We start from the raw sequence: 19,939 nt of genomic DNA, 5'->3' as shown, positions 1-19,939 counted from the left end.
TTTGACCTACGGGAGCGGTACGGGCAAGATCGCGGTTTGTGTCGGTTCGTCTGCTGTATCTGGTCCTGATTCGGGTGTTCGACTGGCTGGTGTTGCTGAGGCGTAGTCGGTCGTCCAAGGACGTCGAGATCATGGTGCTCCGGCATGAGGTGGCCGTATTGAAGCGCCAGGTCGCGCGGCCGAAGCCTGACTGGGCTGATCGGGCGCTCCTGTCGGCGCTGGCCCGTTTCCTGCCGATCGTGCTGAGAGCTCATCGTCTTGTCACACCGGGCACTCTGCTGGCGTGGTATCGCCGTTTGATTGAGCGCGCTTGGACGTGCCCTCACCGTTCTGGCCGTCCCGCGACGAGCACGGAAGCTCGGGACCTGGTCGTCCGTCTGGCCCAGGAGAATCCGACGTGGGGTATCGGCGGGTGCACGGTGAGCTGGTCGGGCTCGGTATTCAGCTCAGCGAAGCGACCGTGCGGCGGATACTGCGGGCCCGTCGGCCTGCCCCGGTTCCCAGGAACATCGATACCTCCTGACGGACGTTCCTACGCCTCCAAGCGAAAGGGCTGCTGGCGTGCGACTTCTTCCATGTCGACACGCTCTCCTTGAAACGCCTCTACGTGTTGTTCGTGATGGAGGTGGAGACACGGCGCGTGCACGTCCTGGGCGTGACCTGTACCGCTTCATAACTCATCGCGTGATGCTTGAGCTGCGGCTTTGACCTCCACAGGCCCTACGGGCAAGATCGCAGTTCGTGTCGGTTCGTCTGCTGTATTTGACCTTGATCCGGGTGTTCGGCTGGTTGGTGTTGCTGGGGCGTGGCCAGGCTTCCAAGGATGTCGAAATCATGGTGCTCCGCCACGAAGTTGCCGTGTTGAAGCGTCAGGTTGTGCGGCCGAGGCCGGACTGGGCCGATCGGGCGCTCCTGGCGGCCTTGGCCCGCTTCCTGCCGTCGGTGCTGCGCGGTCATCGGCTGGTCACTCCAGGCACCCTCTTGGCCTGGCATCGTCGTTTGATCAAACGCTCCTGGACCTATCCCCACCGCACCGGCCGTCCCGGAACAAGCAAAGAGGTCCGGGATCTGGTCCTCCGCCTGGCCCGTGAGAACCCAAGATGGGGGTACCGGCGGGTCCACGGTGAACTGGTTCGGCTTGGTTTGCAGGTCAGCGCGGCGACCGTGCGGCGGATCCTGCGTTCACGCCGACACCGGCCGGCGCCACGAACCTTCGACACTTCTTGGCGGACGTTTCTATGGCTGCAAGCGAAGGGGCTTCTCGCCTGTGACTTCTTCCACGTCGACACGGTCTTCTTGAAGCGCTTATACGTGTTGTTCGTGATGGAGGTGGGAACGCGACGTGTGCACATCCTGGGCGTTACCGCTCACCCCACAGGCGCCTGGACGGCTCAGCAGGCGAGAAATCTGTTTATGGATCTCGGCCGACAGGCAAGGTCATTTCGGTTCCTCATCCGTGATCGGGACGCCAAGTTCACCGCCGCCTTCGACGAGATCTTCACCAGTCAGGGCATCACGGTGATGAAGACACCGCCACGAACGCCCCGCGCCAACTGCTACGCCGAACGCTGGGTACGCACCGTACGAGCTGAATGCACCGACCGCATGCTGATCTACGACGAACGCCACCTTCGCTCGGTTCTGAACGAGTACGTCGAGCACTACAACGCGCACCGCCCGCACCAGTCCCGCCAACAACGCCCACCTGATCAAGACGAGGACGTCGTGATGCCGCGGGAAGGCCGGATTCAGCGCCGGAGGGTGCTCAGCGGAGCCATCAGCGAGTACCACCGTGCCGCCTGACTAATCTGAAGAAACACCAGCTCAGACCACGTGCGCGAGTTTTGAAGCGTTACAGGCTTCTCGCCTGTGACTTCTTCCACGTCGACACGGTCTTCTTGAAGCGCTTATACGTGTTGTTCGTGATGGAGGTGGAAACGCGACGTGTGCACATCCTGGGCGTTACCGCTCACCCCACAGGCGCCTGGACGGCTCAGCAGGCGAGAAATCTGTTTATGGATCTCGGCCGACAGGCAAGGTCATTTCGGTTCCTCATCCGTGATCGGGACGCCAAGTTCACCGCCGCCTTCGACGAGATCTTCACCAGTCAGGGCATCACGGTGATGAAGACACCGCCACGAACGCCCCGCGCCAACTGCTACGCCGAACGCTGGGTACGCACCGTACGAGCTGAATGCACCGACCGCATGCTGATCTACGACGAACGCCACCTTCGCTCGGTTCTGAACGAGTACGTCGAGCACTACAACGCGCACCGCCCGCACCAGTCCCGCCAACAACGCCCACCTGATCAAGACGAGGACGTCGTGATGCCGCGGGAAGGCCGGATTCAGCGCCGGAGGGTGCTCAGCGGAGCCATCAGCGAGTACCACCGTGCCGCCTGACTAATCTGAAGAAACACCAGCTCAGACCACGTGCGCGAGTTTTGAAGCGTTACAGGTTCCCAGCAGCATCCGGGAACCACCACCTGCTCAGGCTTAGCGTGCCAGGCCGGCAGGGCAGCGCAGGCTACTGCGGCTTGATCCAGACGGGGTTGTGGCAATACCGGTTCAGGCCGTCGGTGACGCACAACTTGAAGACGTCGATACGGGAGAAGAACGTGCTGTCGGTCCCGCACCCCGACCGTGGGCCGTCCGGGTCGGGCACCGCGTAGATGTCGAGCAGGGACGTGGCGTACTCCGCGTCGACCTTCCTGTCGTCGTCGCGCAGGTCGCACACGGTGATGTGCTTGCGGTCGGCGGAGACGTAGGCGTATCCCTCGTTGGACTGGCTGGTCCAGCCTGAGTTAGGCGTTCCGGCCGAGGCTGGGGATGCGAGCAGCGCCAGGACGGCGCTGCCGAGCAGGGTAAGGCGAATGAACATTGAGCTTCCGTTCCGTAGAGGAGATCAGAACGTCAGCCACTGTGAGTCCCGGAGGTGGGCGTGCCGGAGAGTTTGATCAACGTTTGGGTGTGCGAGCAAGGCAATCCGGTTGAGGGCGTCCGCCTGATTGACCTGCTGTGAAACTCCGCTGGCCTTGCCCGGAGCTCTGCTTTGCCGATGGCTCTTGGTCAAGCGGCGGCAAAGGCCGCCCATGCGAGGTGAGCGCCTCGCGAGCCGCCTGGCGACGGCCCTGGTGCCGTGCCGCCTCGGCGTGGTCGAGGGCGTGATCGACTCTTGACATGGTCGCAGGCGCAACCTGAATCGAGTGCCTCGTGAGGTCTTCCGGTTTGGTGTTCCCCTGGCCTTCTAGCGGGTCTGGCATGACAATCAGGGGCAATCCGGGCTGCGGAACGGTCGGCCGCGTGCCGGACCCGTGCCGAAGAGCAACCGCCGGACAACCAACGCCCCATCTCGGCCGCCCCAGAAGCCTGTGATCATCGAGAAACCCCAGGTCAGATGGGGTTTTTGGTGGTAGGGCGCCCGGGGCTCGAACCCGGAACCTACGGATTAAAAGTCCGCAGCTCTGCCAATTGAGCTAACGCCCCTCGATAGAGGAAGAGTACAGAGAGTACCGCCTGGTACGCGACGGGCTGCCTGCCCGGTCACGATAACGCACTCTGGCACCCAGGACGGCCGATACCTCACGCGAGTCCCCCTCCGATACGCCAAGCACACCAAGCGCTCAGCGCGAACGAGACACCCCTACCGATAAGCCGCGAGCCCCGTCAGCGCCTCCCCGAGCACCAGCGTGTGGATCTCCTCGGTTCCCTCGTACGTGAGCACCGACTCCAGGTTGTTCATGTGGCGAATCACCGGGTACTCCAGCGTGATCCCGTTCCCCCCGAGGATCGCCCGAGCCTCCCGCGCGATGTCGATGGCGGCACGCACGTTCGCCAGCTTCCCGAAGCTGACCTGTCGTGGAGTCAACTCGCCGGCGTCCTTCAACGCACCGAGATGGAGCGCCGTGAGTTGCGACTGCCCGACGCCGACGTACATCCACGCCAGCTTCTGCTGCGTCAGCTGGAACCCTCCGATCGCCCGCCCGAACTGGACCCTGGTCTTCGCGTAGTCGACGGCCGACTCCAGGCAGGCGCGTGCGGCGCCCACGACCCCCCACAGGATGCCGAAGCGGGCCTCCGAAAGGCAGGAGAGCGGGCCTTTCAGGCCGGTGACGCCGGGCAGTACGGCGGAGGCGGGCAAGCGGACGTCGTCGAAGTACAGGGAGGAGGTGACGGACGCCCTGAGGGAGAGCTTCTTGTGGATCTCGGGGGCGGAGAAGCCGGGCGTGTCGGTGGGGACGACGAAGCCGCGGATACCGTCGTCGGTCTGGGCCCAGACGACGGCGACGTCGGCGACGGAGCCGTTGGTGATCCACATCTTGGCGCCGTTGAGCACCCAGTCGGAGCCGTCGCGCTTGGCGGTGGTGCGCATGTTGGCGGGGTCGGAGCCGTGGTCGGGTTCGGTCAGGCCGAAGCAGCCGATGGCCTCGCCCGAGGCCATGCGGGGCAGCCATTCCCGCTTCTGCTCCTCCGACCCGTACTTCCAGATCGGGAACATGGCCAGGGAACCCTGAACCGAGACGAACGAGCGCAGTCCCGAGTCGGCGGCCTCGAGTTCGCGGCAGGCGACGCCGTAGGAGGTGGCGTCGGTGCCCGCGCAGCCGTAGCCCTCCAGGTGCATGCCGAGCAGGCCGAGCTCGCCCAGGGCGGGGGCCAGGTCGCGCGCGGGGAAGACGGCGTCCTCGAACCAGTCGCCGACGTGGGGCAGGACACGGTCGCCGACGAACGATCTGACCGTGTCGCGGATCAGTTTCTGATCGCCGCTGAGCCGGTCGTCGAGTCGCAGCAGATCGTCCATGGCCGTCCTCTCGGTTGCGGGGCCGTACCAGGGTTCTACCAGGGGGGATCCCCGATGTGCCAACCCCGCTTCCGAGGGCAGGGTATGAGGCATGAGCGAAACCAACACCAAGCAGCTGCGCCGGACCCGTGAGGGCCGGATCATCGCCGGAGTGGCCTCGGGCATCGGGGAGTACGTCGGCATCGACGCGAACCTCGTGCGGATCGGCCTGGCCATCGCGACGTTCTTCGGCGGTCTGGGCGTCGGCGTCTACGCCGTCGGCTGGCTGCTGATGCCGGACGAGGGCAAGCGTAACTCCATCGCCCAGGATCTCATCGCCCAGCAGAAGCAGAAGCAGCACAACCACGGCGACCAGGGCAACCCCTGGTCACAGGCCGACGAGCCGAGCACCGCGGGCCCCGGCTACTACGAGCCCACCTACCAGGGCCCGGCCTTCCACCCGCCGGCCACCCCGCCCGCCCCGGCCACTCCGCCCGCGGCTCCTGAGGCTCCCGCGGCTCCTGAGGCGCCGAAGGACGAGCAGTCCAAGCCGCAGGCGTGAGTCAGCCGGCACTCGCCTGGGCGCGGACCTTGGCCACGATGTCGCCCCGGGACTCGGTCCACAACATCGCGAGCACGGCGGCCACGGTCAGCCCGGTGATACCGGAGATCGCGACCACCGGCTCGGGACCGAGTGCCTGGGCGGCGAATCCGCCGATGAGGATGCCGATGCCCTGGACGGCCATGAGGCCGGAGTGCACGAGCCCGAACGCCTGAGCTCGCCGTTCGGCGGGCACGCACTGTACGAAGGCCGCATTGGCCGCCAGTTGGTAGGCGCCGCCGATGCCGGACACCATCCAGGCCGCGAGCACGAAGGGGAGCGGCGGCCGGAGCGCGCACACGATGAGCGGTGCGCAGCTCAGCATGGCCATCCACCCCATGGCCCGCAATCGTCCCGAAGGCGTGACGAACCGCCCGAACAGGAACGCGCCGATCACCGTGCCGGTAGGCATCGCGGCCATGAGCAGCCCGGTGACCACCTCGGGCGGCAGCCCCCCGGGCGTCGCCAGCGTGGCGGCGTAGGGCGCGGCGAGCCCCTCGGGCAGCACGTAGAACCCGCACAGCCAGGCGAACATCACCAGCGTCCGCAACTTGCGATCCCCGAAGACCAGAACGGCTCCCGCCCTCGTCATCGTCCACATGGAGGGCCGCGCGCCCTCGGGCCGCTCCATCGCGGGACGGCGACGCACCCCTGAGACGAGGATCAGGGCCGAGAACAGGAACGTCGCCGCGTCGAGCGCGAGCGCACGGTACGGGCCCATGGTGGCGATCACGGCGCCACCCGCCGCGAAGCCGAGCATCTGCACGCCCTGGTTCGTCATGTTCTGCAGCGCCGATCCGGCGACATAGCGGTCGCCGGTCAGAATGTCGGGCAGCAACGCGGCACGCGCGGCCGAGAACGGCGCACTGAGCAGCACCACGAGGAACACCAGCACGCACAGCACGGGGAACGGCGTCATGGGCAGCGCCATCACCGCCACCAGCACGGCACGCAGCAGGTCACAGATGATCATCACCCTGCGCCGCGCGAACCGGTCGGCCAGTCCGGCCAGAAGCGGCCCGCCGACGATCGAGGGCAGGTAGGTCAGCGCGTAGACGGCCGCCGTGGCCAGCGCGGAGTTCGTCCGCTCGAAGACGAGTACGGCGAGCGCGACCTGGGCTAGCTGGTCGCCGAGCAGAGACAGGCCCTGGCCGTACCAGAGCGCGCGGAACTCACGGATGGCGATGACCTCGCCGTAGGTCGCCTGGCGTTCGGGCGCACGGCGGTGCCTCCCCGGTAGCCGTCCTGGCTGACTGGCCCCCATAGGACTTCGCTGAACCTGACTGAGAGTGTTCGGTATGTCACCTAAGGTGCCCGCCCGAGCGCCAACTCGCAACCGAAAGCAGCCAAGCTCTTGCAAACGGCGATCACAAATTGTGAAATATCAGGTTGTTACGCCAGGTCAGCAGGGCTGCCGCCTCCAAGCTATAGCCCGGTCACCACCCCAGTTGATGCAGCCGATCATCGTCGATCCCGAAATGGTGTGCGATCTCGTGAACAACGGTGATCTGCACCTCCTCCACCACGGCTTCCTCCGTGTCGCAGATCTCACAGATGGGCAAGCGGTAGATCTCGATGCGATCGGGCAAGACCCCGGCGTACCAGTCGCCACGCTCGGTCAGGGGGATCCCGGTGTACAGGCCCAGCAGATCGGGCTCGGGCGGGTCGTCGACGACCACGACGACCACATTGTCCATCATGCGCGTCAACTCTGGGGGAATCGTGTCCAACGCCTCGGCCACGAGTTCCTCGAACTTCTGTCGCGAGACCTCGATCACATTCGCCATTGTGCCCTGCGTCGGGTAGGCATGAAGTCGCATGAAGCTCTCGGGATGGACTAGACGACCCGCGTGGGTGGCTGCGGTGCTGCTCGTCGCCGCGGCCGGAGCATGGCTGGGCATCCTGCTGAGCGGCACGGTGAAGGCCCAGGTGGGCCCGGTCGAGACGGGGATGTCGCTGCGGCCCTCGTGGAGCGGCGAGACCGTCGTCGACGTCTCACCGCTCGGCACGCTGCGCTTCGACAGCCACGACGCGCCCCTGCAGTTCCGCATAACGCTGGAGAACATCGACCAGGAACGTGCCAAAGCACTCATCGAGGACCCCAGGCTGACCGACCGGCTGCCCGGCATGATCGAACGCGACCTGCGCGACGGCGTGCGCTCGCTGGTCATCCGCTCACTGCTCTGCGCGGCGGCCGGCGCCCTGATCGCCACGTTCCTGGTGTTCCGCAGACCGAGGATCGCCCTGTACGGCCTGCTCGCGGGGCTGGTCGGACTGGCCGCGACGGGGGCGCTCGTCGCGATGACGTTCCGGCCGGGCTCCCTGGTCGAGCCGAGGTACTCGGGGCTGCTGGCCGCCGCGCCCTCGCTGGTGGGCAGTGCGCAGTCGATCGTGACGAAGTTCGAGAGCTACCGCGCCCAGCTGACGAAGCTGGTCACGAACGTCTCGCAGCTCTACGACACGGTCTCGGCGCTGCCCGTCTACGACGCCGACCCGGCCTCCATCAGGGTGCTGCACGTCTCCGACATCCACATCAATCCGATCGCGTGGAATGTCATCAAGTCGCTCAAGGACCAGTTCAAGGTCGACCTCATCGTCGACACGGGCGACATCTCCGACCACGGCACCAAGGCCGAGAACGCCTTCGTCTCCGAGATCGGCAAGCTCGGCGTGCCGTATGTATTCGTACGCGGCAATCACGACTCCAAGGTCACGCAGGACGCCGTGGCCAGGCAGAAGAACGCGGTCGTGCTGGACGGCACGACCAAGACGGTCGCGGGCCTGACCATCTACGGGCTCGGCGATCCGCGCTTCACCCCCGACAAGTCGGTCGCGTCGGACAACGACCCGGCCCGGCTGGTCGAGTACGGCCGTGAGCGCGCGGTGCGGCTCGGTCCCGTCGTCGGGGGAGCGGCCGTCGACCTGGTCGCCGTGCACGATCCGAACATCGCCAAGGGCTTCAGCGGCGCCACGCCCATGGTGCTGGCCGGGCACTCCCACAAACGCTCGACCTCGTTGCTGCCGTCCGGCACGCGGGTACTCGTCCAGGGTTCGACCGGCGGAGCCGGTCTGCGCGCGCTCGAACACGACGAGCCGACGCCCGTCCAGGCCTCTGTTCTGTACTTCGATCGCGACACCCACAGGCTCCAGGCCTGGGACGATGTGACTCTGGGCGGGCTCGGCGAGCAGTCTGTTTACATCCAGCGTCACCTGGAGCACGAGCCGAGTCGTATGATTTCCCCAGCACCGACGAACGCCCCGTCGCCAACGGGAACGATCGAAGGTGGCCAGACGCCGGTCGCCGGACCGCCACTTTGGCACTAGGGGCAATCGTCCCCTATGCTTCAGAGGTCTCCGACGGAAGACGTCAGGCAAGGGATGCGAGTCCTGAGCCCCCATCGTCTAGTGGCCTAGGACACCGCCCTTTCAAGGCGGCGACACGGGTTCGAATCCCGTTGGGGGCACGGGTAAGCGCAAGCTCATCCAGGGAAACGGCGGGTCGAAGACCTCCGAAAAGCTGGTAAGCTAAGCAAGCCAAAGCAACACGGCAGCAAAGCAAGACAGCAGCACAGCAAGGTCCTGTAGAGCAGTTTGGAGTGCTCGCCACCCTGTCAAGGTGGAGGTCGCGGGTTCAAGTCCCGTCAGGACCGCTTCGGTCAGGTAGCTCAGTTGGTACGAGCGACCGCCTGAAAAGCGGTAGGTCGGCGGTTCGACCCCGCCCCTGACCACCACACCACAAGCACTCCGAAATCGCCTCACACATCATGTGTGGGGCTTTTTTGCATTCCAGCCCTCCTTTCGCGAATCGCGACTCGCGAAGCGTCAAAGGGCGGCAGGCGGGCAGGCAGGGCGACATTGTGAGCCCGGGTCGGCCAAAGCCTTTCCGACCGTCATCCGAAATGCCGTGTCGATCCGAGTGCTGTCGTCATCCGAATGCCGTACCGATCCGCATGCCGTACAGAAAGGGAAGCCGTCCGGACGGAGACGCCCGGCTAGCGCAATCGCTCGGCCAGGTCGTCGAGTGCCCCGGCCAGCCCGGCGGGTGTGCGGGCGCGCCGGGGCAGGCGTGAGGACAGTGCGGCGCCGAACCCGGCCATCCGCACGGTGTCCTCGATCAACTCGTCCAGGTCGTCGGGCCACGGGAAGGACGGCTGGGCGATGAGCAACGACGCCAGCCCGTGCACGGCCGACCACAACCCCAGCGCGAGCCGCTCCGGATCGCCCTTGAGCACTCCTTCGTCCACACAGGCCCGTACGGCCTGCACGATGTAGCCGAAGCAGGCCGACGCGGCGGGAGCCGACGACGAGCGCATCATCAGCACCCGGTACTGCGTGGGGTGGTCGACGGCGAAGCGCCCGTATGCGATCCCGCACCGGCCGAGTGCGGCGAACGGGTCGGCGACGCCTTCGGCGTGTGCCCGCATGCGGCGGTGCAGCTCGTCCCAGGCGCGCAGGCAGACCGCCTCGATCAGCGCCTCCTTGTCGGCGAAGTGCAGATAGACCGAGGGCGTCGACACCCCGGTGCGGCCGGCCACGGCCCTGATGGTGAGCGCGTCCTCGGTCCCGGTCTCGGCGAGCAGGTCGTCGGCGGCCTTGAGGATCTCCTCGCGCAGCCGCCCGCCTTCGCCGGGCCTGGCGCGTACCCGTCTGTCGGTCGGCGTCATGCCTCCAGGTTGACGTCGTCAGCTTAACGGTGTCAACCTGGATCGACCCGCGATCCGTGAAGGGACCGTAGAGCCATGCCCTCCTTCCAGGAAGCCACAGCCGTCACCCTCGTCCACGAGGCGCCCGCCACCTATGCGGCCGTCCTGGACGCCCAGTGGAGTGTCGGCGCCAAGCTGCACGGCGGCTACCTGCTCGCCGTCGTGGGCCGTGCGACGGTCGCGAGCCTCGGCGCCGACCATCCGCACGTGACGGCGGTCAGCGGCACCTTCGTCACCGCGCCCGAGCCGGGCCCCGCCGAGGTCGTCGTCGAGCCGCTGCGGGTGGGCCGCGGCGCGACCCAGGCCAGGGCGCGGCTGGTGCAGGGCGACGTGGTCCGCGTCGAGGCCCTGATCACACTGGGCCGCCTGGAGGAGGGCGGTCCCTGGTGGAGCGGCAACACGCCCGTCGAGCTGCCCGACGAGCAGGAGTGCTTCCGCACGCCGCCGGACGCGCCGGGGGCGGGGTTCCGCGTGCCTCTGATGGAGGTCGTCGAGCAGCGGATCGACCCGGGTCACCTGGGCTTCGTCTTCGGCACGCCGTCGGGCCGCGGGCTCATCGCCGGGTGGCAGCGCCTGGCCGACGGCTCGGACTGGGACCCGCTGTCGCTGCTGGTCGCGCTCGACCCGGTGCCCCCGGTCTCCTACGACCTGGGCATTCCAGGCTGGGTGCCGACGATCCAGCTCACGGCCTACATCCGCCGCCTCCCGGCGCCCGGGCCCCTGCGCGTGCGGCTGCGGGCCTCCGATGTCACGGGCGACCGGATGGACGAGATCGCCCAGGCCTGGGACGCCAAGGGGGACCTCGTCGCCCAGGCCACCCAGCTCGCGGCCGTACGGGTCCCGGCCGATCGGTCCTAGACCGAGACCGGGTAGGTCAGGGCCAGCTCGTCACCGGGTACGCCCCGGATGCCCCAGTTGACCTTCGGCGTTTCGATGATCGTCAGTTCCAGGTCCTCGACGCCGATGCCGAGGGCGGGGCACAGCCGGGCGAAGAGGTCGCGGATGAGCGCTCGTTTGGCCTCGTCCGAGCGGCCCTCGAAGCAGAGGATCTCGACGATCAGATAGCGCTCGCCGCGCTGCGGGGTGATGAGGTCGTCGGCGTCGAGGAGCAGGAACCGGTGAAATCTCTTGTCTGCGGGCAGCTGCCAGGCGGTGTGCACGGCGGCCTGGACGAGGTCGGAGATCTCCTGCTGCCGCCCGGCCCAGATGTCGCGGCGGCCGTAGATTTTCACTTGGGTCATGCCCCAAACCTATAGTTACGGCGTGATTCGCATCGTGCTGGCCGACGACGAGGCCATGATGAGGGCCGGTATCAAGGCCATCCTGGCCGCCGATCCCGGCATCGAGGTGGTGGCCGAGGCTGCGGACGGGCACGAGGCGGTGGAGGTGTGCCGCTCCCACCGGCCGGACGTGGCGCTGCTGGACATCCGCATGCCACGCCTGGACGGCCTCGCGGCGGCGGCGGAGATCAGGCGTGCGGTGCCGGGGACCGGTGTGATCATGCTGACCACGTTCGGCGAGGACGACTACATCGCCGGTGCCCTCGATGTCGGCGCCAGCGGCTTCCTGCTGAAGTCCGGCGATCCCCGTGAGCTGCTCGCGGGGATCAGGGCGGTGGCCGAAGGGGCCGCCTACCTGTCGCCGAAGGTCGCCCAGCGGGTCATCGGGCAGCTCGCGGACGGCCGCATGGGCAAGGGGGCGGCGGCACGGCAGCAGATCGAGGCGCTGACCGACCGCGAGCGCGAGGTGCTCGCCCTGGTCGGGGCCGGACTGTCGAACGCGGAGATCGCCGGGCGGCTGTTCATCGTGGAGGGCACGGTCAAGGCGTATGTGAGCACGATCCTGACCAGGCTCGGTGTACGCAACCGGGTGCAGGCGGCGATCATCGCCTACGAGGCGGGGCTGGTGCCGTAGCGGGCGGGTTGGGCGTGAGCCGAAGGCGGGGGCGCGATAGCCTTGGCGCGATGTATCGACTCGTGTTCACCTGGATTCTCAGCCGCTTCGACGCCGAGAGCGTTCACCATCTGACGGTCAGGGCGCTGGCTCTGTTGTCGGTCCTTCCGGTCGTCAAGCGCCTTGTGCACCGGGTGCTCGCGCCGCGTGATCCGGCCCTGCGGGTCAGTGCTTTCGGCGTGCATTTCCCCGGGCCTTTGGGACTGGCCGCCGGATTCGACAAGGACGCCGCGTGCGCCGAAGGGCTTTCGGCTTTCGGATTCGGGCATGTCGAGGTCGGCACCATTACCGCGCAGGCACAGCCCGGTAATCCGCGTCCCCGGCTGTTTCGCGTGCTGAAGGCGCATGCGGTCGTCAATCGCATGGGGTTCAACAACGGTGGCGCACAGGCCGCGGCGCGGCGGCTGAGCCGTACTCGCGGGGTGCCTGTCGTGGTCGGGGTGAATATCGGGAAGACGAAAGTCGTGCCCGAGTCCGAGGCGGTCGCCGACTATGTGAGCAGTGCGAAAGAGCTGGCTCCGCTGGCCGATTATCTGGTCGTCAACGTGAGTTCGCCCAATACGCCGGGGCTGCGTAATCTGCAGGCCGTCGAGTTGTTGCGGCCGTTGCTCGTCGCGGTGAAGGAAGTGGCCGACGGGACGCCGAGGCGTACCCCGTTGCTGGTGAAGATCGCGCCCGATCTGGCCGACGACGACGTGGATGCGGTGGCCGATCTCGCACTCGAACTCGGGCTCGACGGGATCATCGCCACCAACACCACGATCAAGCACGACGGCGAGACGGGCGGGCTGTCCGGCAGGCCGCTCAAGGGGCGTTCGGTCGAGGTGCTGCGGCGGTTGCGGGCCCGGGTGGGGGATCGGCTGACGCTGGTGTCCGTGGGCGGGGTCGAGAACGCCGACGACGTCTGGGAGCGGTTGCTCGCGGGGGCCACGCTGGTCCAGGGGTACACCGCGATGATCTACGCGGGACCGCTGTGGGCCTCGGGCATCCATCGCGAGCTGGCCAGGCGACTGCGCAGGCAGCGCCTCACCGTGCCCGAGCTGATCGGGCGCACGGCCGCCGAGTGAACCGTGCCCGAGCTGATCGGGCGCACCGCCGCCGGGTGAGACGCGCAGCCCCGCCCTCCGGGTGAGGGCGGGGCCGCGATCGGCATCACATACTGGGACGCACCGAGTCGGCGTGCTGGGTCTGCTCCTCCAGGTGCTCCATGACCTCCGACACGGCCACGGCGCCCGGCCGGTGCGGGCGGCGGCGCTGCCAGGGGCGGGGGCCGTCGAGCGGGCGGTACTCCACCCCCAGGGCGTCGAGCCTGGCCAGATGGGACTCCAGGCGCGGCAGGAAGTCGTCGGGGGCCGAAGGGCCGGACCAGGCGAGATCGGCCAGCGCACTGGCACGCGGCCACGCGCGGTAGTCGAGCAGCCGCTGGTCCGAGATCCACTCCGACCACAGCTGGGCCTGCACACCGATCACCTTGGCCCGCTCCTCGTCGGACCAGGCCTCAGGCGCGACGTCGAACACGACGACGTCCGAGACCGTGATCGGGTCGCCGATCGTGCGCGGCTCGTCGGTCGAGCTCGCCTCGGCGTAGTCGAAGTACAGGGGGAAGACCGGGGTCGCGACGATCTCGTGCCCGGCCGCGGCGGCACGGCGGGCCACGCCCATCCCGCGCCACGGCATGACGACGGTGTCCTGGCGCAGCTCGCCGCTGACGAAGGCCTCGTCCCACACCACGGCCCGCACCCCTCGCTCGGCCAGCACGTCGGCCAGGCGGCGCAGGAACCAGGCGTGCAGCTCGGCCGATGTGGCCAGGCCGAGCGACTCCCGGTAGGCGTTGATCTCGGGCGAGGCGTTCCAGTCGTCGAGCACGCACTCGTCGCCGCCGATGTGGAAGTACGGCGTCTCGCCGAGCGCGTCGAGGAGTTCGCCGAACACGACGGTGAGGAAGTCGACGGTCTTGGGCAGCGGCGTGAGGATGCTCGGCGAGATGCCCCAGCGCTCCAGCACCTCGAACTCGGCCCCCGTCGCGCCGAACTCCGGGTAGGCCGAAAGGATCGCGGTGGCGTGTCCGGGCACGTCGATCTCGGGCACGACGGTGACGGCCCTGGCCCTGGCGTATGCGGCGATCTCGGCCAGGTCGTCGAGGGTGTAGTAGCCGCCGTGCGGGACGTCGTCGTAGACCTCGTCCTCGCGGTAGTGGCTGAGGATGGTGCGGGCGCGGTGCGAGCCGATCTCGTGCAGGAGCGGGTAGGCCGGGCTCTCCACCCGCCAGCCCTGGTCGTCGACCAGGTGCAGGTGCAGGCGGTTCAGCTTGTGCGCGGCCATGAGGTCGATGAAGCGCAGCACCTCGCGCTTGGGCTGGAAGTGCCTGGCGACGTCGAGGTGCATGCCGCGCCACGCCAGCGCGGGGGAGTCCTCGATCCTGATGCCGGGAATCGTCCACGCCGACCGGGCGACGGCCGCGCGGTAGGTCGCGGGCGGCAGCAACTGGTGCAAGGTCTGCCCAGCGTAGAACGCACCGGAGCGGCCGCCCGCGGTGATCTCCACCCCGCGCGAGCCGACGACGAGCCGATATCCCTCCTCGCCCAGAGCGGGATCAAGGCGGATGTCGATCGCACCGGAGTCGCCCGGCCTGAGGTCGAGCACGGTCAGCGCCAGCCGTACGGCGTCCACCAGGTCGGCCGGACCCGAGACGACGGCGGCCACGGTGAGCTCGTAGGAGCCGGACAGCGGATGGGCGACACGAGGGCGAGGGAGCAACTCAGTCATGTCGCTCATGATGTCACTTTGCGGGGCACACGCCGCACGCCCTACCCCAGGTAGGACTGCACGCCGTTGGCCAGCGCCAGTGCGATCTTCTGCCGGAACGCCGGGTCCCGGAACTTGGCCGCCTCGCCCGCATTGCGCATGTTGCCGCACTCGATGAACACCTTGGGCACCGTCGACAGGTTCAGCCCGCCCAGGTCGCTGCGGAAGTTGAGGGCCTTCTTCCCGATATAGGTGGAGTACGGCAGGCCGGTGCCCTTGGCGAAGGCGTCGCGGATGGCCACACCGAGCTCGCGGGAGTCGTCGACGACCGGGTCGACCGGGCCGTTGATCTTCTTGGGCATGATCACGTGGTAGCCGTGATTGCCGGGCGCGGCGCCGTCGGCGTGCACCGAGACGGCGGCGTCGGCCTTGGCCTTGTTGCCGATCGCGGCGCGCTGGGTGATGCACGGGCCGGTGGAGTCGTTGTCGGCCCTGGTGAGCTTGACGGTGGCGCCGCGCGACTTGAGGATCTTGGCGAGCCGGTTGGAGACGTCCCAGGTGAAGGCGGCCTCGGCATAGCCGTCGTTGGTCGCGGTGCCCGTGGTGTCGCAGGCCTTCCACTGCGTGAGCACGTTGACCTTCTTGTTGATGGCCGAGGGGTTCTTGTAGTTGCCGCCGTTGTGGCCGGGGTCGATCACGACGACCTTGCCCTGCAGCGGCTTGGCCGCGGGCTTCGTCGCGGCACCGGACTGCGCCTGGGTGGTGGTGTCGGCGACCGCGGGCGCCTGGGCGACCGTGGCGGCGTCGCTCGCGGGGACCGCGGACGCGCCGCTGGCAGTGCCTCCGCACGCGGCGGCGCCGAGGCCGCACAGCGCGAGGACGGTCATGGGCAGGGCTCGGCTCGTCACACGCATGCGCTCCAACTTACGTGACGCGACGGGCAGGCCTGCCGCCTTCGGCCCGGACGGCCACGAGCGCGGGCGGGAGATGTGGGGAGGGGGCGGGTGATACGGGGTGGCAGGCCACACAGGTATGGCCTCGGGGACAGGTGGTGGGGGCGACCTGCCGACGGCCGGAAGCAGGCCGGCTACCAGACGTGTTCGCCGACCTCCTGGCGCTGCAGCAGGGCGGCGAGTTCCCTCGCGTCCTCGGCGTCGAGGCCGAGGACCACACGCGGGCGGCCCCACGGGTGGTCGAGGGAGTGGGCGACATAGCTGGCGACCGACTCGGCCCCCACGTCGGCGCCCCTGCCCCGCGCCGATCGCCAGTGCGACCAGGCGCGTTCGAGCTCGGCCGCCGCGCGCTGGGCGCAGGACACCAGTTCTGGATCACGCATGACTTGTTCCCCCCGGATCAGACGTCATGACGTGGACGAGTAAACAGGCGCGGGCCCGATCGGCTGCGGGGGATTGACTCAGCTTTGGCCAGGACTTAGGCGAGCCCGAGCACGGCGCAGCCCGGCCCGGGCAACGCAAAAGCGCCGCGAGGCAGGACGGAGGTGCGTGGACTCCGTCGTACCTCGGGCGCTTTGGGCGGTGCCGGTGCCGTGAATGGGTACGTGCTGGGGTGGTGCGGAAAGCGGTGGAACCTGTGCCCGGCCGGCACGGCGATGTGCCGGCCGTACGAAGTGCGAAAGCTGAGCATGGCGCCTGTGAGGTGCGTCAGGCGGGGCCTGTGGTGCGGCGCACGATCAGCTCGGGGGTCACCTGGCGCAGCCGCGCGACCTTACCGGGGTCACCGATGCGGTCGCTGAGCAGGGCTGCGGCCGAGCGCCCCATGGTGCGGCGAGGCTGGTCGATCGTGGTGAGCGAGATGTGGTGCACTGCCGACAGGTGGGTGTTGTCGTAGCCCACCACGGACAGGTCGTGCGGCACGCGCAGGCCGAGCTCGCTGGCGGCCGACAGCACGCCGAGCGCGACCATGTCGTTCGCGGCGAAGATCGCCGTCGGCCTCGGCTCGCCGGTGAGCAGGGCCATGGCGGCACGCCTGCCGCCCTCTTCGGTGCAGTCGCCGGTCTCGACCACGATGTACTGCGCGAGGTTGTGCCTGCGCATCGCGGTGAGGTACCCCTCGCAGCGGAATCGGCCCGAGGAGGAGCGGGCGCCTTCGATGTGCGCGATACGGCGGTGGCCCAGCTCGACCAGGTGGTCGATGGCGAGCCTGGCGCCGAGTTCGTCGTCGTCGACGACGATGTCGACGCCGTCGAGTTCGATCTCGCGCTCACCCACGACGACCGTGGGCGTATAGGACGTGGCCTCGATCAGCGTCTCGCTGGTGGGCGGGATGCCGAGCAGGATGAGTCCGTCGACCCTGAGCTCAAGGAAGGCCTCGACGGCCTCGTCCTCGAACGCCGGGTCCCATTGGCTGTTGCCGATGAGCATGCGTAAGCCGTCGCCGTGCAGGCTCTCCTGCAGTCCGTCGAGGAACTCCGCATAGAACGGGTTGTGCAGATCGGCGACGAGCGCCCCTACAAGGTGGGTACGCCCTTCGACGAGACTGCGCGCGACGGCGTTCGGCCGGTAGCCGAGCTCCCTCGCTGCCGTGAGCACGGCCTGGCGTCGGTGCTCGCTCACGTGGGGTGAGCCGCGTAGCACGAGTGACACCAGCGATTTCGAGACGCCGGCGCGTTCGGCGACGTTGCGGATGGTCGGACGAGGTCGGGGCAGAGCCTCGATCTCGGTGATGCTGGTCTTGACTGGCGGTCCTGACATGTGTCTCCCCCGCGATGCGTGGATGGGCACCTGTCTCACCAAACGATCGAGTTCGCCGCAGGGTACGGCCTTCGTCATCAATGGCAAAGATTGACGGCGTTGTCGCAGGGCCGCTATTAGGCGGGGACTCCGATAATGTTCACATGTGACACCAGGAAAGTCGGCCGAGAGCGGCACTCGGCCGGCGCGACGCAGGCTCAGTGTGGACCGGCGCCGCGAAGAGCTGATGGCGGCGGCCCTGGAGTTGTTCAGCACACGCGACGCCGAAGATGTCTCGATCGACGATGTGGCCTCGGCCGCCGGTGCTTCCCGTGCTCTCGTCTACCACTATTTCGGCGGTAAGCAGGAGCTTTATGTCGCAGCCTTGAAGAGCGCGGCCGAGCAACTGGAGGCGCGGTTGCGCCCTCAGGATCGCGGCAGGCCGCTGGACGATCTCGCCGGTGGACTGACCCGGTATTTCGATTTCGTCGAAGAGCACGCGACGGGTTTCGCCGCATTGCTGCGCGGTGGCCCGGCCAACAGGGCGGGCGAGGTTGGCGAGATCGTCGACGGTGTGCGCAGACGGTTGTTTCGGCTCATCCAGAAACAGATGCGGGTGGTGGAGCCGAGTCCGGTGTTACGGACCACACTGCGCTCGTGGATCGCCCTGGTCGAAACCGCCGGTCTCGACTGGCTTGAGCACCGTGACATCGACCGGCCCGCGCTCGAACGCATGCTGGTCGATCACATGCTGGCCCTGCTCGCCGTGGCGGCGGTCCACGATCCCGCGATCGAAAGACTGCGCGCGGGTCTGGTCGACAGGCAGCCGATCTGAAACTGCGCGGTCCTTGCCCGGCGCAAGAGCCGTGAACCGGAAGAATGGCGCCGGGCGGGCGGCGCCAACTCCCGTGTGCGTCCCCCGACGCGCGGGCGACATGGCGTCGTCACGCTGGTGGACCGGACGGTTGCCCTGGCCCACCGTGGACCCCCCTAGGTCCGTGACGACCCCGGTGTTACTCCGAGCGCTGCTGCGGAATCCCCGCCAGCAGTGCGCGAACCTCGGTCTCCCGGTAACGCCGGTGCCCGCCGAGGGTGCGAATCGACGTCAACTTGCCCGCCTTGGCCCACCGCGTAACGGTCTTGGGGTCGACGCGGAACATGGTGGCGACCTCAGCGGGCGTGAGCAGTGGCTCGGCCTCGGGTGTACGAGCTGACATTTGTGCGGCCTCTCCTCCGTGTGGACCGGCTTAGCGATCCTGCGACTGCTTGTGCGCGTGTCACGGATGTCCCCCTATGGCCCAGTGCGTGCGGCTTTTCTGGACCATATGCGGCATCACCCGAAGTGACCATACCGCCACGCAGAGCGATTGGCGAGTCTTTCTTTGGCTCAACCTGTTGCTCACGTGGCGATGTCACGCTCGGTGATTCTAGCGACACGTTTCGTGGTATCGCAGTGAAAACGGCAAACTACTCAGTTCGCAGAAGCAAGCAGCCGCCCCGCCTGACTCTCCCATGCAGGTCAGACGGACGATTTGGCACCTAGTTGGCAGATTCCAGGAGTTGCATTGACTTCCAGCGCATGATCACGCGCTGATACATCGCGAAGGCAAGTTCTTCCTGTCCTGTGTCCAAACCCGTGAGAGCGGCCGCCAGTTCGGCCACCGACTGGTCGGCCTGGAGGGCCTCGTCGTCCATCAGGTGCACGAGGCCGCCGTAGTCGAGCTCGACCAGCGAGTGCGGGTGGAACTCCTCCAGCCAGCGGGCGATCTCCTCGACCGCGAGGCCGGTCGCGACCTCGCCGACGTTCTTGCGGATGACCTGCAGCGCCCTGGCCATCCTGCGGCGCGCCTGCGCCATCGAGGTGACGTAGATGAGGTTGCGCCCGGTGGCGGTGGTGACGTCCTGCTTGGGTGATCCGAGCACGAGCCAGCGCTCGGTGCTGTCGAAGGGCACGAACCAGGCCGTGGGGACGTGCCAGGTGGTGGTCCTGATGTGGGTGCGCAGGGCCGCCGAACCGCCCTTGCGCTTGTGTGCGTCGAACTCGTCGGCGGTCCGCTCGGCTATCGCCTTGGGGATCAGCCGGTCCATCAGCTTCACGGGAGTGCTGCCGCGAAGCGCTGAGAACGCCAGCCACGACCGTAACCGGCTTTGCCAAGGACAGACGTACAACCTGTCCTCCACGCGTCTCAGATACGCGTTGGGGCTCTCCTGGGAGGGAACGGGGTGCGGCGGCACCGCCACGAGGCGTCTGAGTGACTCGCCGTGTTCGGAGTGCAGGGCCGTGGCACGGCGCGGACGATCGCGAGATTCGGCGTATGCCTGCCAGGTCGGGCGGTCCTGCTCGGGGAACGCGGCAAGCGGCTCGTAGACGCGGAGGTACGCGGCGTAGGGCAGCACGGTGGCATCGTGTCACGCCAAGGCTCGGCTCGCATCGCTCTGGGCCCTACGCTGAGAGGTGATCTCCGCCG

At 67.8% G+C, this 19,939-nt stretch carries 20 protein-coding genes and 4 tRNA genes; 11 read left to right on the top strand and 13 right to left on the bottom strand.

Annotated elements, in window-relative coordinates:
* Window positions 1–741 precede the first annotated feature (741 nt).
* Window positions 742–1,803, top strand: a complete 1,062-nt coding sequence (locus ACTWNK_RS40250; RefSeq protein ID WP_474310185.1) for an integrase core domain-containing protein — start codon at window positions 742–744, stop codon at window positions 1,801–1,803.
* Between the two features lie 41 nt (window positions 1,804–1,844).
* Entirely contained in the window at window positions 1,845–2,405 is a 561-nt protein-coding gene (locus tag ACTWNK_RS40245; protein ID WP_474310184.1) for an integrase core domain-containing protein, read from the top strand.
* A 124-nt stretch (window positions 2,406–2,529) separates the two neighbouring features.
* On the opposite strand, the gene ACTWNK_RS40240 is transcribed toward ACTWNK_RS40245, so the two are convergent.
* The 3 genes from ACTWNK_RS40240 to ACTWNK_RS40230 form a co-directional block, all read right to left on the bottom strand.
* On the bottom strand, window positions 2,530–2,883 hold the full coding sequence (locus ACTWNK_RS40240; protein ID WP_474310183.1) for a hypothetical protein: 354 nt from the start codon (window positions 2,881–2,883) through the stop codon (window positions 2,530–2,532).
* A 529-nt stretch (window positions 2,884–3,412) separates the two neighbouring features.
* Window positions 3,413–3,488 (bottom strand) — tRNA-Lys (locus ACTWNK_RS40235).
* 157 nt (window positions 3,489–3,645) lie between these two features.
* On the bottom strand, window positions 3,646–4,800 hold the full coding sequence (locus ACTWNK_RS40230; protein WP_474310182.1) for an acyl-CoA dehydrogenase family protein: 1,155 nt from the start codon (window positions 4,798–4,800) through the stop codon (window positions 3,646–3,648).
* A 91-nt stretch (window positions 4,801–4,891) separates the two neighbouring features.
* On the opposite strand from ACTWNK_RS40230, the gene ACTWNK_RS40225 reads away from it, so the two are divergent.
* Window positions 4,892–5,341 (top strand): PspC domain-containing protein, encoded by a 450-nt coding sequence (locus ACTWNK_RS40225; RefSeq protein ID WP_474310181.1) that lies wholly within the window; start codon window positions 4,892–4,894, stop codon window positions 5,339–5,341.
* Between the two features lies 1 nt (window position 5,342).
* Here ACTWNK_RS40225 and ACTWNK_RS40220 read toward each other — a convergent pair whose 3' ends face one another.
* A complete protein-coding gene (locus ACTWNK_RS40220; RefSeq protein WP_474310179.1) occupies window positions 5,343–6,644 on the bottom strand; it encodes an MFS transporter in 1,302 nt (433 codons plus the stop codon).
* A gap of 172 nt (window positions 6,645–6,816) precedes the next feature.
* Window positions 6,817–7,167 carry a metallopeptidase family protein gene (locus tag ACTWNK_RS40215; protein WP_474310178.1) on the bottom strand — a complete coding sequence of 117 codons (351 nt, stop codon included), beginning with the start codon at window positions 7,165–7,167 and terminating at the stop codon, window positions 6,817–6,819.
* 76 nt (window positions 7,168–7,243) lie between these two features.
* Between ACTWNK_RS40215 and ACTWNK_RS40210 the strand changes: the two genes are divergently transcribed.
* The 4 genes from ACTWNK_RS40210 to ACTWNK_RS40195 all read left to right on the top strand — a co-directional run bounded on the left by ACTWNK_RS40210 (window position 7,244) and on the right by ACTWNK_RS40195 (window position 9,111).
* Window positions 7,244–8,704: a metallophosphoesterase family protein gene (locus ACTWNK_RS40210; protein ID WP_474310177.1), complete on the top strand. Its 1,461-nt coding sequence runs from the start codon at window positions 7,244–7,246 to the stop codon at window positions 8,702–8,704.
* 67 nt (window positions 8,705–8,771) lie between these two features.
* Window positions 8,772–8,844 (top strand) — tRNA-Glu (locus ACTWNK_RS40205).
* Window positions 8,845–8,955: 111 nt separating this feature from the next.
* Window positions 8,956–9,030: transfer RNA gene (locus tag ACTWNK_RS40200), tRNA-Asp, on the top strand.
* Window positions 9,031–9,034: 4 nt separating this feature from the next.
* Window positions 9,035–9,111 (top strand) — tRNA-Phe (locus tag ACTWNK_RS40195).
* 261 nt (window positions 9,112–9,372) lie between these two features.
* On the opposite strand, the gene ACTWNK_RS40190 is transcribed toward ACTWNK_RS40195, so the two are convergent.
* Window positions 9,373–10,044, bottom strand: a complete 672-nt coding sequence (locus tag ACTWNK_RS40190; protein WP_474310176.1) for a TetR/AcrR family transcriptional regulator — start codon at window positions 10,042–10,044, stop codon at window positions 9,373–9,375.
* Between the two features lie 75 nt (window positions 10,045–10,119).
* Here ACTWNK_RS40190 and ACTWNK_RS40185 point away from each other — a divergent pair, with 75 nt between their 5' ends.
* A complete protein-coding gene (locus ACTWNK_RS40185) occupies window positions 10,120–10,941 on the top strand; it encodes a thioesterase family protein (protein WP_474310175.1) in 822 nt (273 codons plus the stop codon).
* Here the strand turns inward: ACTWNK_RS40185 and ACTWNK_RS40180 are convergent.
* A complete protein-coding gene (locus tag ACTWNK_RS40180; protein WP_474310174.1) occupies window positions 10,938–11,324 on the bottom strand; it encodes a tautomerase family protein in 387 nt (128 codons plus the stop codon). The genes ACTWNK_RS40185 and ACTWNK_RS40180 overlap by 4 nt on opposite strands.
* Before the next feature lie 22 nt (window positions 11,325–11,346).
* Here ACTWNK_RS40180 and ACTWNK_RS40175 point away from each other — a divergent pair, with 22 nt between their 5' ends.
* Together ACTWNK_RS40175 and ACTWNK_RS40170 are read left to right on the top strand one after the other, a co-directional pair.
* A complete protein-coding gene (locus ACTWNK_RS40175) occupies window positions 11,347–11,997 on the top strand; it encodes a response regulator (protein WP_474310173.1) in 651 nt (216 codons plus the stop codon).
* Window positions 11,998–12,047: 50 nt separating this feature from the next.
* On the top strand, window positions 12,048–13,103 hold the full coding sequence (locus ACTWNK_RS40170; RefSeq protein ID WP_474310172.1) for a quinone-dependent dihydroorotate dehydrogenase: 1,056 nt from the start codon (window positions 12,048–12,050) through the stop codon (window positions 13,101–13,103).
* An 85-nt stretch (window positions 13,104–13,188) separates the two neighbouring features.
* On the opposite strand, the gene ACTWNK_RS40165 is transcribed toward ACTWNK_RS40170, so the two are convergent.
* The 4 genes from ACTWNK_RS40165 to ACTWNK_RS40150 form a co-directional block, all read right to left on the bottom strand.
* Entirely contained in the window at window positions 13,189–14,802 is a 1,614-nt protein-coding gene (locus tag ACTWNK_RS40165) for a beta-N-acetylhexosaminidase (protein ID WP_474310171.1), read from the bottom strand.
* A gap of 41 nt (window positions 14,803–14,843) precedes the next feature.
* Window positions 14,844–15,695: an N-acetylmuramoyl-L-alanine amidase gene (locus ACTWNK_RS40160; protein WP_474310170.1), complete on the bottom strand. Its 852-nt coding sequence runs from the start codon at window positions 15,693–15,695 to the stop codon at window positions 14,844–14,846.
* A gap of 173 nt (window positions 15,696–15,868) precedes the next feature.
* A complete protein-coding gene (locus ACTWNK_RS40155; protein WP_474310169.1) occupies window positions 15,869–16,117 on the bottom strand; it encodes a hypothetical protein in 249 nt (82 codons plus the stop codon).
* 325 nt (window positions 16,118–16,442) lie between these two features.
* Entirely contained in the window at window positions 16,443–17,492 is a 1,050-nt protein-coding gene (locus tag ACTWNK_RS40150; RefSeq protein WP_474310168.1) for a LacI family DNA-binding transcriptional regulator, read from the bottom strand.
* A gap of 145 nt (window positions 17,493–17,637) precedes the next feature.
* Between ACTWNK_RS40150 and ACTWNK_RS40145 the strand changes: the two genes are divergently transcribed.
* Window positions 17,638–18,306, top strand: coding sequence for a TetR/AcrR family transcriptional regulator (locus ACTWNK_RS40145; RefSeq protein ID WP_474310167.1), 669 nt, complete (start codon window positions 17,638–17,640; stop codon window positions 18,304–18,306).
* A 178-nt stretch (window positions 18,307–18,484) separates the two neighbouring features.
* Here ACTWNK_RS40145 and bldC read toward each other — a convergent pair whose 3' ends face one another.
* Complete coding sequence (bldC, locus tag ACTWNK_RS40140; protein WP_013133571.1) at window positions 18,485–18,688, bottom strand: developmental transcriptional regulator BldC; 204 nt, start codon at window positions 18,686–18,688, stop codon at window positions 18,485–18,487.
* A gap of 322 nt (window positions 18,689–19,010) precedes the next feature.
* Window positions 19,011–19,868, bottom strand: a complete 858-nt coding sequence (locus ACTWNK_RS40135; RefSeq protein WP_474310166.1) for a DUF8083 family protein — start codon at window positions 19,866–19,868, stop codon at window positions 19,011–19,013.
* Window positions 19,869–19,939: the final 71 nt, after the last annotated feature.

This window comes from Nonomuraea sp. IBHARD001, assembly GCF_056106265.1.
Note: the sequence above shows the minus strand (reverse complement) of the source record. Positions and strands in the feature narration are given on the sequence as shown.

What these genes read in the sequence shown, in the direction of transcription:
- ACTWNK_RS40150 (WP_474310168.1), bottom strand. Translation starts at nt 17,492, where the DNA reads ATGTCAGGACCGCCAGTCAAGACCAGCATCACCGAGATCGAGGCTCTG.
- ACTWNK_RS40190 (WP_474310176.1), bottom strand. Translation starts at nt 10,044, where the DNA reads ATGACGCCGACCGACAGACGGGTACGCGCCAGGCCCGGCGAAGGCGGG.
- ACTWNK_RS40185 (WP_474310175.1), top strand. Translation starts at nt 10,120, where the DNA reads ATGCCCTCCTTCCAGGAAGCCACAGCCGTCACCCTCGTCCACGAGGCG.
- ACTWNK_RS40155 (WP_474310169.1), bottom strand. Translation starts at nt 16,117, where the DNA reads ATGCGTGATCCAGAACTGGTGTCCTGCGCCCAGCGCGCGGCGGCCGAG.
- ACTWNK_RS40165 (WP_474310171.1), bottom strand. Translation starts at nt 14,802, where the DNA reads ATGACTGAGTTGCTCCCTCGCCCTCGTGTCGCCCATCCGCTGTCCGGC.
- ACTWNK_RS40215 (WP_474310178.1), bottom strand. Translation starts at nt 7,167, where the DNA reads ATGGCGAATGTGATCGAGGTCTCGCGACAGAAGTTCGAGGAACTCGTG.
- ACTWNK_RS40170 (WP_474310172.1), top strand. Translation starts at nt 12,048, where the DNA reads ATGTATCGACTCGTGTTCACCTGGATTCTCAGCCGCTTCGACGCCGAG.
- bldC (WP_013133571.1), bottom strand. Translation starts at nt 18,688, where the DNA reads ATGTCAGCTCGTACACCCGAGGCCGAGCCACTGCTCACGCCCGCTGAG.
- ACTWNK_RS40180 (WP_474310174.1), bottom strand. Translation starts at nt 11,324, where the DNA reads ATGACCCAAGTGAAAATCTACGGCCGCCGCGACATCTGGGCCGGGCGG.
- ACTWNK_RS40225 (WP_474310181.1), top strand. Translation starts at nt 4,892, where the DNA reads ATGAGCGAAACCAACACCAAGCAGCTGCGCCGGACCCGTGAGGGCCGG.
- ACTWNK_RS40160 (WP_474310170.1), bottom strand. Translation starts at nt 15,695, where the DNA reads ATGCGTGTGACGAGCCGAGCCCTGCCCATGACCGTCCTCGCGCTGTGC.
- ACTWNK_RS40240 (WP_474310183.1), bottom strand. Translation starts at nt 2,883, where the DNA reads ATGTTCATTCGCCTTACCCTGCTCGGCAGCGCCGTCCTGGCGCTGCTC.
- ACTWNK_RS40230 (WP_474310182.1), bottom strand. Translation starts at nt 4,800, where the DNA reads ATGGACGATCTGCTGCGACTCGACGACCGGCTCAGCGGCGATCAGAAA.
- ACTWNK_RS40220 (WP_474310179.1), bottom strand. Translation starts at nt 6,644, where the DNA reads ATGGGGGCCAGTCAGCCAGGACGGCTACCGGGGAGGCACCGCCGTGCG.